Source organism: Paenibacillus sp. UMB7766-LJ446 (assembly GCF_030226665.1).
Taxonomy (GTDB): Bacteria; Bacillota; Bacilli; order Paenibacillales; family Paenibacillaceae; genus Paenibacillus; species Paenibacillus vandeheii.
In genome coordinates, this window is the sequence record NZ_JASOYM010000014.1 from 17753 (window position 1) to 31344 (window position 13592).

Annotated in this window: 14 protein-coding genes; 9 read left to right on the forward strand and 5 right to left on the reverse strand. The window is 46.4% G+C overall.

Going from position 1 to position 13592, the window contains the following annotated elements:
- Positions 1–221: 221 nt before the first annotated feature.
- A complete protein-coding gene (locus QP794_RS26860) occupies positions 222–1058 on the reverse strand; it encodes a DUF1129 family protein (RefSeq protein WP_285079793.1) in 837 nt (278 codons plus the stop codon).
- A gap of 413 nt (positions 1059–1471) precedes the next feature.
- Here QP794_RS26860 and QP794_RS26865 point away from each other — a divergent pair, with 413 nt between their 5' ends.
- From QP794_RS26865 to QP794_RS26875, 3 genes are all read left to right on the forward strand, one after another.
- Positions 1472–1708 (forward strand): hypothetical protein, encoded by a 237-nt coding sequence (locus QP794_RS26865; protein WP_079344063.1) that lies wholly within the window; start codon positions 1472–1474, stop codon positions 1706–1708.
- A 348-nt stretch (positions 1709–2056) separates the two neighbouring features.
- Positions 2057–2887: an alpha/beta hydrolase gene (locus QP794_RS26870; RefSeq protein ID WP_285079956.1), complete on the forward strand. Its 831-nt coding sequence runs from the start codon at positions 2057–2059 to the stop codon at positions 2885–2887.
- A 180-nt stretch (positions 2888–3067) separates the two neighbouring features.
- Positions 3068–3853 (forward strand): DODA-type extradiol aromatic ring-opening family dioxygenase, encoded by a 786-nt coding sequence (locus tag QP794_RS26875; RefSeq protein ID WP_285079794.1) that lies wholly within the window; start codon positions 3068–3070, stop codon positions 3851–3853.
- Positions 3854–4031: 178 nt separating this feature from the next.
- Here the strand turns inward: QP794_RS26875 and QP794_RS26880 are convergent, their stop codons facing one another.
- Both QP794_RS26880 and QP794_RS26885 read right to left on the reverse strand, forming a co-directional pair.
- On the reverse strand, positions 4032–4244 hold the full coding sequence (locus QP794_RS26880; RefSeq protein WP_285079795.1) for a hypothetical protein: 213 nt from the start codon (positions 4242–4244) through the stop codon (positions 4032–4034).
- A 174-nt stretch (positions 4245–4418) separates the two neighbouring features.
- Complete coding sequence (locus QP794_RS26885; RefSeq protein WP_029881392.1) at positions 4419–4958, reverse strand: DoxX family protein; 540 nt, start codon at positions 4956–4958, stop codon at positions 4419–4421.
- Between the two features lie 336 nt (positions 4959–5294).
- On the opposite strand from QP794_RS26885, the gene QP794_RS26890 reads away from it, so the two are divergent.
- From QP794_RS26890 to corA, 4 genes are all read left to right on the forward strand, one after another.
- Positions 5295–6356, forward strand: coding sequence for a DUF3048 domain-containing protein (locus QP794_RS26890; protein ID WP_285079796.1), 1062 nt, complete (start codon positions 5295–5297; stop codon positions 6354–6356).
- Between the two features lie 216 nt (positions 6357–6572).
- A complete protein-coding gene (locus tag QP794_RS26895) occupies positions 6573–7190 on the forward strand; it encodes a DUF47 domain-containing protein (protein ID WP_024633521.1) in 618 nt (205 codons plus the stop codon).
- 14 nt (positions 7191–7204) lie between these two features.
- Positions 7205–8194, forward strand: coding sequence for an inorganic phosphate transporter (locus QP794_RS26900; RefSeq protein ID WP_024633520.1), 990 nt, complete (start codon positions 7205–7207; stop codon positions 8192–8194).
- A 353-nt stretch (positions 8195–8547) separates the two neighbouring features.
- Positions 8548–9507: a magnesium/cobalt transporter CorA gene (gene corA / locus QP794_RS26905; RefSeq protein ID WP_285079797.1), complete on the forward strand. Its 960-nt coding sequence runs from the start codon at positions 8548–8550 to the stop codon at positions 9505–9507.
- Positions 9508–9893: 386 nt separating this feature from the next.
- On the opposite strand, the gene QP794_RS26910 is transcribed toward corA, so the two are convergent.
- Positions 9894–10985: a DNA alkylation repair protein gene (locus tag QP794_RS26910; protein WP_285079799.1), complete on the reverse strand. Its 1092-nt coding sequence runs from the start codon at positions 10983–10985 to the stop codon at positions 9894–9896.
- A 184-nt stretch (positions 10986–11169) separates the two neighbouring features.
- Positions 11170–11796, reverse strand: a complete 627-nt coding sequence (locus QP794_RS26915) for a tyrosine protein kinase (RefSeq protein WP_285079800.1) — start codon at positions 11794–11796, stop codon at positions 11170–11172.
- Positions 11797–12245: 449 nt separating this feature from the next.
- Between QP794_RS26915 and QP794_RS26920 the strand changes: the two genes are divergently transcribed.
- Positions 12246–12536, forward strand: coding sequence for a YerC/YecD family TrpR-related protein (locus QP794_RS26920; RefSeq protein ID WP_017690665.1), 291 nt, complete (start codon positions 12246–12248; stop codon positions 12534–12536).
- 2 nt (positions 12537–12538) lie between these two features.
- Positions 12539–13318, forward strand: coding sequence for a sirohydrochlorin chelatase (locus QP794_RS26925; protein WP_285079803.1), 780 nt, complete (start codon positions 12539–12541; stop codon positions 13316–13318).
- Positions 13319–13592: the final 274 nt, after the last annotated feature.

Here is a 13592-nt window from a genome sequence, read left to right on the forward strand (position 1 = left end):
TATACATAACAGGAGTACGTGACCACAGGGTATTGTGAAGTTTTCCTGAACGGTCTGAAAATAAAAATAGCTGTCGAGAATTTCTCAACAGCTGGCTGGGGGCCATTATGGCCTCTTTTTTGACACTCGATATTCTATCTCATCACCGAATGTCGTACTTCCTCTTCGCACATCATACACCTGCATGATATACCCAATGATGCTGCTCCAAAAAGGCATCCTTACGCTTTCTTTTGTCCGAAAAGTGGTCTCAACGTTGCCAATCCCACAATTCCAATCACGAGACTAATCCATGGAGCCAGCGTAAATACGGGAAGGCTGTCACGCAGTGGATATCCTACAAATAGGACAAGCACAACGATAACGATATAGATGGCGATCCCGCGAAGATTGACCTGTGGTCTGGCAGTCTTGTCTGCTCCCTGATCATCTGGACGCTCTGCAAGGCGACGAAGCATTTCAACGAGTGCAATCCCGCCAACCGCCGCAACGATAAGAGAGAACAGGCTAATATGGCTAAACGATTCCGTATCTCCACCTGTCCAGCCAACAAATAGCCCAACAGCACCCTGAATCAGCATGACAAAAGATAAAGCTGCCCAGGAGATCATGACATACCATTTGGGCGTTCGTTTAACCTGATCCGTAGATTCCGCTGATTCGGCTTCAACTGTTGCTGCCTTCTTGGCTGAAGCATTACGTTTATTGGAGTTGCTTCGGGTGCCCGCTGCAACCGTACTTGAAGTTTTGGATGGGGCGATATTAGATTCAACAGGATCAGCATCCTCATGATTAGTTGCCACGCCTAGCTGTGAATAGATATCCTGTTCCAGATCAGGTCCATATAACTCGCGCGCAGGTTTACCGTCACGCTGAGCTTGTACGATAGCTCTCCCGGCAAAGAGAATCCATTCTTCTTGCGTTCTCTCATCGGCTGGTGCTTGGCGCGCAATGGTGCTGATCTGGTCAAACAGTTTGACATGTTCCGGTGTCATCTTACTCATTTCGGTCATTTGCCGATTCTGTATTTCTTTCAACTTCTTATAGGAAATCCCCAATGATTGCTCCCCCTGTCTACACACGTTCTGATCCCCGGTGATCTGGAGACCCTGACGGTATTTTAGTATACGGGAAGGGCTCTCGTTTCGCAAAGTCATTCCTTATAAAACAATTGTTTACGATTCGACCATAGCCCTGCGCAGGCCAGAATGACACAGGTGCATAGCAGCACCAGTTTACCGTGAATACGAATCCATTCCAAGATGTGTTCCATGATTTCAACCCTTTCGCCAGAAGGAATCGGAGGCAAATGTTGGCTATGATATATTGTTTAGGTTCTCCTTGGTTCGCCGTTAATATGCGTAAGAGAGAGTTCAGTTCCAACGATTGTGTGAAGAATGAATAAAGTGCAGCCGAATCCACCACAATAGTAGCATTTCCAACAGAAACCAGGGATTGGAGTGTGGCAGATATGGATCAACAAAAGGAGCAATTAACAAGGAAGCTGCTGCTGAATAGCAACTCCCGCGGCGTAACGGATGAAGTTGTGCCGATGGAAGAGACGTTGGAGGATGCTGAATATGCGGAAGAGTATACAGAGGGAACCTTTCAGTCGGGGAGCTTTTGGGAAAGCTCAACTTCGGTTTATGAAAACGATTGGCAGGGTCGAGTGGAGACCCATGAGATGTTTCGTCGCAGCTATGAGTAATTTCTAACAGAAGATTCAGGTCGCCAATATGGATGGCAGCGTATTGGTATTACTCAACCCGCTTATTAAGAAAAGCTGAGCTGAAATTTCAGTTTCTAGGGTTCTGCACCAGTATATTAGCACCAGGTATAATTCGAGTCAGCTGTAGTCAGCTTGGCTCATTTTTTTCGCGTTTTTGCCGATAAAATGTAGATAAGATATGTCTGGATATGGACATTTCCTCACGTTGACTTGAGGTTCACAGGATGATAATATACTAATATATCTTAATACACATTAAACTTATCGGATTTATATATAATTAAAAAAATGAACAAGAGCAGGGAAGAATGGAAAGGGGAAATGGGCATGGAGCGTCAGATTAGTATTCGTCATGGGCAGGAAGAATTAACAGCCACGATTCATTATCCGGTCGTCAAAGACATCAAGGAGGGAGATCACCAACAGCGCGTGCCTCTTGCTGTCATCTGCCACGGATTCGTAGGAAGTCGGATCGGTGTGGATCGTCTGTTTGTGAAGACCGCTCGTGAGCTGGCCGAAGATGGGTATTTGGTACTGCGCTTCGATTATATCGGCTGCGGGGAGAGCAGCGGTGAGTACGGAGCTGAAGGACTTGAATCCATGATTACCCAAACACGTTCTGTGCTGGATTATGCCGTAAATTGCAGTGATGTAGATCCAACCCGTGTGACGCTGATAGGTCATAGTCTGGGTGGAGCTGTTGCTCTGCTGACTGCTGTCCGTGATAAACGAGTCAAGAATCTTGTCATGTGGTCATCCGTAGGATATCCTTTCAATGATATTGTGAAGATTACGGGACGTAATGTGTACGATGAAGGGGTGAAACTGGGATCTGCTGATTATCTCGGCTACAAGTTTACACCCGCATTCTTTGAATCACTGGCTGAACATCAGCCGTTCCAGGAAGCCGGTAAATTTAATGGGGATGTTCTGGTGGTGCATGGCACGTCGGATGAGATCATTCCTGTCGACTACGCGTTTCTGTATCAAAAGGTATTCTGGATGCGCCAGGAAGGCCGCTGCGACAAGGAGATTATTTTCCAGGGCGATCATACCTTCTCTTCCGGTAAAGAGCGGGAACAGCTGATCACACGTACGAGAGAATGGCTGGGAGAGCGTCAGAAGATCGAACAGGATTGGCAGCATTGGATGATCTAAAGTGGTCTTATGCCAAGCTTTTTCGTTGGTCTGAAGCATGGCATGGTCAACATGAGCTGATTCAAAAGGCAACATGCGCGCACGGAATGCATCCTGATTGGGATGATAGCTTGGAAAAGCGCCTTCTTCGGGGTAAAATAGAAGGGTAAGCATCCTATCCGTGTCTGGAGGTTGGCAGCAATGACATTACCCGCATTATTCATTGCGCATGGTTCTCCCGCTCTCGCGGTGGAGAGCAATGACTACACTCACTTTTTGAACCAGCTTGGAGACAGGCTGCCGGCTCCGAAAGCCATTGTTGTATTTACGGCGCATTGGGATTGTCCCGAACCGTCCGTGACAATGGATGATACACATCAGACCTTGCATGATTTTTACGGATTTCCCTCTAATATGTATACAATGAATTACCCAGCATCTGGTCAGCCAGACCTGGCGAATGAGATCTGTGCTCTGTTCACTCGCAGTAATCTTGCACATCAACCAGTTCGAGGCCGAGGTCTGGATCACGGTGTATGGGTACCACTATTACACATGTATCCAGAAGCCAATATTCCTGTTATTGCGGTATCTGTTGATTCGCTGCGTTCCCCGCAGGAACAGTATGATATTGGCCGGATGCTGGAACAGCTGCGTCATGATAATGTGCTGATCATTGGCAGTGGCGGAACAGTCCATAATCTGCGCATGCTTGGTAGCAATGATGAACCACAAGACTGGGCAGTGGAATTTGATAACTGGATTGGCGAGCGGCTTGAGCAGTGGAACACGAGAGAGCTGTTTCAATATGACAAAAAAGCACCCCACGCCCGCACGGCAGTTCCATCTTATGGAATGGAGCACATTGCGCCCTTGTTCTATGCCATGGGTACGGCTGACATGTCCCGATCTGCAAAACGACTATTCCAGTCGTATCCTTACGGTACGCTCAGTTTGAACTGCTGGCAGTTTGGTGACGGCGTATAACTTGGCGCAGACAACAGAACGTGAACAGGTCTATAGGTCATATTATGCCAATAAACGGTAGATCATTGACCGCCTGACTTAGGTTAATAAATCGTTGAACAGAAAAAGGTTTCTGCTGCCAGCATGATGGCTTCAGAAACCTTTTTCTATGACTTTAACATTTTGAAAGTTGGTGCAGCTATTTGCGAAATTCGAAAAGCTCACACGCTGTACGCGAATGATAAGCCAGATCACTTACACTGGACTGCACAACAATGGTATTGCTGTCGAAACGGATAATGATGCCACCAGAATCAATTTGGTGGTTATCTTTAAAAACACGAACCTTATACTTCATTTCCATGGCTTCCTGGAAGTCGGCATCGGTTTCAAGACGGCGCTGGGTTGGCATGTCATGTGCTCCTTTAATTAGATTCGTTCGATACGTTCATCATAATACGTGTTTCTGTAGATGAGCAAGTCAGATGGATGTACAAGCATTTATAAAGAACAAAAAAAGTCCTGCTCTCCAGGGGGAGGGGAGCAGGACCGCGAATACTATTTAATTTTTTATACTTTTTAATATTTAGGCTGTTTTGTGCGTATGGTTTATCGTTGGTGTATCTTTAGGCTGGCTGCCTTTATTGCGAGTGAATAATCCGCGAAGGTAAGGCATTACCCAACGATCCAAACCGATTTTACCAGCATTTGCACCAGCGACTACAAGGAAGATTTCCATCAGAACCAATTGAGCGTTTGTGCTTACGGTTCCCGAGAAGAGGAACGCGAAGTTCATGACCATTGCCATCAGTGCTGCCAGTGTTGTGAAGCATCCAAGAATGAGGCCCAGACCTACAAGGAATTCACCCATCGGGATAACGAAGTCGAACAGTCCTGCGTTTGGTACTGCGAATTTCTCAAGGAAAGTTGCCCACCAAGCTTGAACGGCTGGATGATCACCTGTTGCTTTTTCTACAGCGCCTGCAAGGAAGCCACCTGCCTCAAATCCGCCAGTCAGTTTGCCCCATCCGTGTGTCATCCAGTCGTAACCGATATACACCCGAAGTACTGTCAAAATCCACATTGCCACTTTGTTTTCTCTAAGCCATTGGTTGATGCTGAACATATAAACCACTCCTTCATGGAATCTAGTGTGTGTTGTTTTTGTTTTTCTAAGTGATCACCTTTGATGTCTTTATTGTATAGTTCAAAAGTCATCCTGTTTGTGATTATTATCACAATCTAGTTCAAATTTTAAGTAAGGTTTGAGAAGTTCACATTTAGGACATATTTTTCATCCTGCCTCACGTTTCAAACTTAAAACAAAGGGTAGAAAATGCTCTCCTTATCGAAGACAAATGGTGCTGTGTGTGATTAAATGGAAAGAAATACGTGAAATGGTCACCTACATAAGAGCAACTACAGCCTAGATTTCAGCCATATCGTTCAGGAGGTACATATATTGAAGCAATTGAAATGGAACACAACGATTTCTGCGGCGTCGCTGCTTATTCTGGCCCTAAGTCTGGTCGCTTGCCAAAATAAGGAGATGGTCCAGGTCCCGGAGCCCGTTCCTACACCTGTACAGGAGGAACAAGTAACGGAAGAACCTGCCACGTCGCTCTACACAGCACCACTGACGGGTCTGCCTGTTGATGCAGCAATTACGCGTCGTCCACTGGCGGTTATGATTAACAATGCTCCTGCAGCACGGCCCCAATCAGGTCTGAGTGCGGCTGATATTATTATCGAAGTGCTCGCAGAGGGAGGCATTACCCGTTTTATTGCCATCTTCCAGAGTGAAGGCGGAGCAGAGACGGTTGGACCAATACGTAGTATCCGCCCGTATTTGATCGAGCTTGGTGAGAGCTATGATGGTGTATTGGTACATGCGGGTGGCAGCCCGGATGCGTATTCCATTTTGCAAAAGCAGCAGAAACAGCATATGGATGAGATATCGAATAGTGGCCCTTATTTCTGGCGTTCCTCGGATCGTAAAGCACCTCACAATCTGTACACGTCGACGGACAAGCTAAGAGAAGGCGCAGATACCAAAGGCTATAGTCACGACTTCAAGTCCCCTGTGTATACGTATAACGAAGAAGGTGCGACATCTGCTGGAGAGTCAGTGAAGCAATTCGAGCTTCATTATTTATTGGAGAGTTACCGGGTTACGTATGATTACGATGAAGTTAGTGGACGATATATGAGATTGGTGAACGGAAAGGCTGATCAGGATCTGGATAACGGCACTCAGATTGGAGCAGCCAACATTATTGTAGCCGGAGCGGATCACAAGGTGCTCGACAACGTGGGCAGACTGTCGGTTAATCTGGAGCAGGGTGGGGAAGCCTTGCTGTTTCAGAAAGGTAAAATGATTCGAGGTCAGTGGATCAAAAAACCAGGTGATATTATTCGATTTGTACAAAATGGGACTGAAGTTGCTCTTGTTCCTGGCAAGACTTTTATCAGTATCGTTCCGAATCAGCCTGACTTTGCAGGGCATATTAAAATTCAAAATTAATCCAATTTGAAGAGAAATGTAAACGCAGTGTAAAATTTCATCATCATTTTTCCAGTCATTCCAAATAATTAAGATTCATTTCAGATTTATGTGATAAGAATATAAAAAAGGATCATGCCTTATGTACAAACCGTGAAACATTTATGATAAGATATCAAAGGTTGTCATTTCATGTTTCATCGGTTATCGGCAATTTCTCGTAAAGGGGATAGAGCTATGAAGCTTAAGAAGAAGAAGGATATATTTTTTGAGACACTAGAGAACATGGCAGATGCGGTCGTGCAAGCGGCAGATTATTTCTCCCAACATGTTTCCAACCTTCAGGATGTGACTCTTTTTGCCAATGAAATGAAGAAGTACGAGTCCCAATGTGATGACTATGTGCACACGATCATTACGGAACTCAACAAAACATTTATCACGCCGATCGAACGCGATGATATTATGGAGCTGACAACGACACTTGATGACGTATTGGACGGACTCGAAGCAACGGCTTCCCGTTTCTATATGTACCAACTGACTGACCCGGACGAATATATCGTTCAATTCGCTGAAATTTTGCGCCAATCGGCTTACGAAATTCAGAAGGCCATTCATTTGCTGTCTCAGAAAAAATTGCTGGCGATTCGTGAGTACACCATTCGTCTGAACGATCTGGAAAACCAGGGCGACGAAGTGCTGCGTAACTGTATCAAGAACCTTTTCGCTACCGTGCCTGATCCGATTGAATTGATCAAACGCAAGGAAATTTACGAACGTCTTGAGACGACAACGGATGCTTGTGAACACGTAGCGAATGTGCTCGAATCCATCATCATGCGTAATTCTTAAGGAGCCAGAGAATAATGGAAACAACGATTTGGGTATTGGGTATAGTCGTCTTCCTTGCACTGGCGTTTGACTTCATCAACGGATTTCACGACACGGCGAATGCCATTGCAACTTCGGTCTCGACACGGGCACTGACTCCGCGCCGGGCAATCCTTATGGCTGCGGTGATGAACTTTGTCGGTGCCATGATGTTTACTGGAGTAGCGAAGACGATTGGGGGAAGTGTAACAGACCCCACCACGCTGGATAACGGGATCGAGGTCGTCATAGTCACCTTGATCGCCGCGATCATCTGGAATCTCGTTACATGGTGGTTCGGCATCCCTTCTTCATCCTCACATGCACTGATTGGCGCTCTTGCTGGAGCTGTACTTGTTGGCGCAGGAGCTGATAAAGTCAAATGGAGTGGATTTATTGACATCGTCGGAGGATTGTTATTATCTCCTCTGATCGCATTTGCCATCGGTTATGTGGTCATGACCATTCTCAAATATATTTTTGCCAAACGCAGTCCGCATAATGTGAACAAAGGTTTCCGTACGGTACAGATTTTCACAGCAGCGCTCCAGGCGTTTACGCACGGTACCAATGATGCACAGAAGGCAATGGGGATCATTACTTTTGCATTAGTCGCAGCAGGTGTACAGGATCATCTGGATGTTCCGTTGTGGGTTAAAATCTCCGCGGCAACAGCGATGGCTCTGGGTACTTCCATCGGTGGTTGGAAAATCATCAAAACGATGGGAACCAAAATTTTTAAAATTGAACCGATTAACGGGTTTGCAGCTGATCTGTCAGCCGCGTCTGTTATTTTCACGGCAACGTTGCTCCACCTGCCGGTGAGTACAACTCACGCTATCACATCTGCCATTCTGGGTGTAGGTTCAGCGAAGCGTTTCTCAGCCGTCAAATGGGGACTTGCTGGACGTATCATTATTACGTGGTTTATTACGATTCCGATTTCCGGGGCGCTGGCAGGATTGCTGTACTGGATCATTTTCTAATTAGAAGAAGTATTCAGGAACCAATTCGGTGGTTCAGACAAACTGTTCATAACTGTGTGAATATCGGGATATGTGGACAATTATACAATCAAAACGAAGAGACGCCTGTGCATGAACGTGTGGACAGGCTGGATATGTGGATAGCCATCCGTGGAATGATAAACCAAAAGAAGATATTCCTGTGGATACAGGAAACTGTGGATAGGGAAATGAGAGAAGCCAACAGGGTTGGCTTTTTTTGTTGTCGCGTTCACAGGATAACGTGTGTATAATGGGCTGTTGCAGGAGAACAGTTCAATGGTTAAAGTTGTACAATAACGTAAAGGATACAAGACAAGGACGTGGTCTAATTTATGATTCGTACACTCGCCATCTCACGGGATCATCAGGTATCTGTAAATGTACCGCTTACACAGCTGGATCTGCAGGAATACGCTTGGGTTTGGGCGGATTTCAATCAGCCTTCGGAAGAGGAAAGCCGGTTGCTGGATACATATTTTCATTTTCACCCATTAGCTATTGAGGATTGTATGCTTGTGCTGCAGCGGCCCAAGCTCGATTATTATGACAACTTACAGTTCCTTGTGCTGCATGCGCTGAACCCTTCCACATTGGAAGCGGAGGAGGTGGATCTGTTTCTAGGTTCGAACTTCCTAGTTTCCTTTCATCATGGGGTGTTGGAAGAAGTCGATGAAGCGTGGGATCGGTTGCTGCATCATGCGCACGAACGAACCATCTGGGCTCGGGGTCCGGTGGCAGCGGCGTATACGGTGATGGACAAGCTGGTCGATCATTATTTCCCGTCTCTGTTTGCCATTGAGGATGAGCTGGCTGAACTGGAGAACCGGGGCGGCAAGGAGTCGGTGGAAGACCTGATGAATCAGGTGTTCGACCTGCGCAGTCGATTGCTGAAGCTTAGACGAACGGTAGTGCCCATGCGGGATTTGCTCTATCGGGTGGTCAACTCCCAACATGTGCAGCGATCCGGGGAGCATACGGTATATTTTACGGATATCTATGATCATCTGCTGAAGTTGACCGACATGATTGAAGCCGATCGGGAAATGACGGCAGACCTGCGCGACAGTTACATCTCCTTGAATTCTAATCGAATGAACCAGATTATGAAGACCCTTACCGTGATTACAACCGTCTTTATGCCACTGACGCTGATTGCGGGGATCTATGGCATGAACTTTGCCTATATGCCTGAGCTGCAATGGAAGTTTGGGTATGGGGCAGTGCTGCTGCTGATGTTTGTTCTGGGCGGAAGCATGGTGGCCTGGTTTGTGAAGCGGGGCTGGTTTAAGTAAGGAAGAATAGAAGCTAAGCGGGATAACAAGTAAATAGTAAGATAAAGGTTAGCGATCTGCAAAGATCGCTTCTTTAGCCTGTGAAAGATGTGTATAAAGTACATATAGGAGTACATATTGATTCGTTGTCTGAATAGATGTCCACATGTGGATAAGATAAATGAAGAAGCATCATGTGCATAACTAGGTTTTGAGGGAATTGGGGCTTTTACGAACAGGGGAAAAAGGTAAAAGGTAAAAGGCATCTTCAGTATGAAGACGCCGTAGGGAATTTCTCAAGGAGCGGATTCCATGATCTGAATGTCAACATGGGATCGATATCATTAAATGAAATGAACCGTGCTAAGTGTTCATCCTAAGTTAACTTGCTACATGCCATTCAGGGGTTACTCGGATGGCTCCAGTACAAAAGTGGCCGTAGCGGCAGGTTGTCCATTCACAACAATCGTTAGCGTATGCAAGCCAGCGTAATGCTTTCTCGTCGTAATGACTTTGAACGATTGCTTCGTTGCAACCTTGGTTCTCCCGGTAGGGTAATTCTTGTCTGAGCATTTGAACCGTTTGGGTGCCTGCTTGCCATTCGCTTTCATATATCCAATTTCATATTCGATCCGCAGCATCTGGGACTGACCACTTTCGTTCACGACATCAAAGGAAAAATGAAGATCCTCTCCAATGGCCACGGTATCACTTGCAAGCTTAAGATGCTCGATATGTGTCGCATCCTGCTCGACATAGCCAAAGAGACTTAGCGCCTTCGGATGCCCTTTTTTCAGCAAGGAACGGCTTGCATGACGAACAATCCAATCGGTATGCTCATGTTGTCCATACCAGCTGGAGGCCAAATCCAGAACCAGTGCCGGATGATCTTTCGAGATGTCGTTCAGGTGATTGGCTACACTTTTCCGGACATACAGGGACTCGTCCTGCTTCAATTCATGAAGAATGGGAAGTACTGGTGTTGGATCGGTGATGAATCCCCGCAGTTTGGAGCCCCATGGTAGACGTGGGCGACTGCCTTCACTGGCAAGTCTGCGAATATGCTCATTGGGGCTGCTTGTCCACTGCATCATTCGTTTCATCGTTTCGATCAGATATCGTTCAATAAACGGGCGTACCGCGAACTCGGAACTGGAATAAGGTGTGAAGAGGGTCAAGTACTTCATGGATAGCTCGTAGTTTTCCGGTGCAAGTCCATTCACTTCGACAAAATCCGGTACGAACAGATACTCGACTCCTCGCATCTGTGGTGCTGCCTGCTCAATCACATGCAATGCTTCTTCATAGTTGTCAGGCAGAACCTCGGTCAAAGCGAGTGTAATCCGGCGGATACGAGCTTTGAATTCCAGCTCTCCCCAGCCCTCGGCGAATACAAGTTCACGAAATTGCTGCTTGTCCAGCTTGGGGTAAAATTGGTGTAACCGTTCTCCCGTCCGTTCGATTAATGCGGGAGTATACTTATCTTTAAACAGTTCCATAGTCCGCCTCCTTTAATTACTATCCAGTATACCTCAAATCATAGGAATAAGAACATAGGTTCCTAAAAATATCTATTATGAATAGGTCCTTACTATGAAAGAAAGAATGAATGGAGTGAAGGGGAAGAATAAGGTTGAAGTGGATTAAGCACCCCCTAATGAAAGAGGGCGCCTGGGGAAAAAATTAGGTTTTTTTGCTTCTTTTGGGACGACGTTTGGTGGAATTGGACTTATTACGGCCGGATTTGCTATTCGAATTACGTCTGCGTGGAGCAGAAGTCGTTTTCTTACGGCGTTTGCGTGAGCGAGGTGGAGAATACTCTTCATAATCTTTATCCGCCGCACTGCTTTTTTTTCCTTTTCCAAAAGGCAGAATCCCCATCACCAGTTTCATCATTGGTGCCATCTGCTGGAAACCGCCAACGACCTTTTGCATTTTGCCGATTCCGCTCATGATGCCATCAATTCCACCGAAGCGGTCGATCATTCCTTTCAGTTCGCCGATATTGGCCAGGGAAAAGCCTGAGGAAGACGCAGGCGCTTCCACTGGAACAGGAGAAACAAGAGGAGCTCCCCCGCCTAACAAGTCTCCACCACCTGGACTATAAGGTACAAGTGCCGATGCTTCAACTTCTTGGAGTGGAGGATAGTATGGATCTACACCAGGATACATGGGCTGAACCTGGCCTTCATTCAATGACCGCGGGATCGCCCCAGGCGGCATATAGGCAGAAGTATGTGGCTGCCGATGCGTATGGGAAGACGGACGCTGCCGTGGAGCGGGCCGGCGGTGATAATAATGCTGAGGCATGAACTATCACGTTCCTTCTATGTTGGATTTCGGAATTGCGTTCCTTCAGCTGCTCAATGTGCATAACAGACCGAGATGGAACTCCCTTTTGATATACTGTATGTCATTAGCGGAGAGACGGCGTAGGCGAGTATCCCGTAAAGCGGGATATTTGCGGATTTGGGCGCAGGAGAGGATGAGAGGTTTACAGTAGAATTTTATCGTTTAGACACAAATTCGTCACATTTAAAATGGGTAAATACCTACAAATTTAATCGGAAATATACGTGGGAAAAGGTTGAAAACCGTGAGATAGAGGGGAATTGTGCGCGCAGGGAGGACATTAATACACCATGTAAGCGGTAACATGTATTTTTGTTCTGTAGTGCGTGAAATCGTTAACGCTTGAAATACCAACTCAGGGTGAGTACAATGAAGGTACACAGTAACCGCTAGGGGATGATGATGAAATGCAGCTGAAAAAGCTAAATGATAAAAGCATTGAACAATTATTTGAGGCTATTTTGACTCTAAAAGATATTGAAGAGTGTTATGTGTTTTTTGATGACCTCTGCACCGTAAACGAGATTCAATCCATGTCCCAGCGGCTGGAAGTAGCACGTATGCTTGGCAAAGGAAATACCTATAACCAGATTGAAGCTGAGACAGGTGCAAGTACAGCCACGATCTCTCGTGTAAAACGCTGCCTGAACTACGGCAATGACGGTTATAAAATGACACTGGAACGCCTGGGACGTTAAGGATGAAGAAACCGGGTGTACTCATCATTAGTCACGGTTCTCAGGAGAAAACCTGGGTAGAATCCGTCGATGACGCGGTCTCCCGGTTGAAACTGCCTGAACCATTGCCCGTGGAAGCCGGGTTTCTTGAACTTGTGGAAGGACGTCTGATCCAGGACGGTATCGACCGACTGGAAGCACAAGGCGTAACCGATATATTGGTCGTACCTCTGTTTGTTTCATCCGGAAGTACACATGTGGATGAGATAGAGTATGCTATCGGTGCCAAAGATGCTCCGGAGCGTGAGACGGATCTGGAACCATTCGTGGTGAAGGCACAAGTCCACTTCGGTTATCCAGTGGATAATGATCCGGATATTGCGGTCATGGTCTGGGACAAGGTAAAAGCCCTTTCACGGCAACCAGAGCAGGAAACGATTCTGCTCGTCGGACATGGGAGCATTCACAATGGATTCCGTCAGCGCTGGGAAGCGGGTATTTCTTCGCTCGCACAGCGGGTGCAGGAAGTCAGTGGTGTAGCTCATACGGATTATGCGCTGCTTAATCCGGATAGTGTTTACGACAAGGCGAAATACTGGAGTGAAGAGCGGGGGAGCCGGGTGATTGTGGCGCCGCTGTTTTTGAGTGCCGGTTATTTCACCATGAAGGTGATTCCGGGCCGACTAAAGGAACTGGATTATGTGTATAGTGGCGAGACGCTGCTTCCACATCCGCTGTTAGGTCATTGGCTAGAGCGCCAGATTCAACATTTACTGGAAAAATACAATGAGGTTGAGATTTAGTAGGGAAAAGGGTCGCTGGAAGCGCTCATTTCCGGTAGCTTTTAACCTCAGATTTAAACCAAAACGGCAGAGATGCCGTTTTTTTTGTTTGCACTTTAGACATGGGGAGTGCTCAGTATTCTAATCTCTATCAAACACTAAAACACGCCGAAATCAGGCGTGTTTTTTTGTATTCGGTAGAGCCCTTTACGAGGTGAAATTCCGGGTTCATTCCGGTCAGACAGAATGGAGGAGCAGGATTATGACTCAGAAATGATTCTCTTTACAGGAAAGT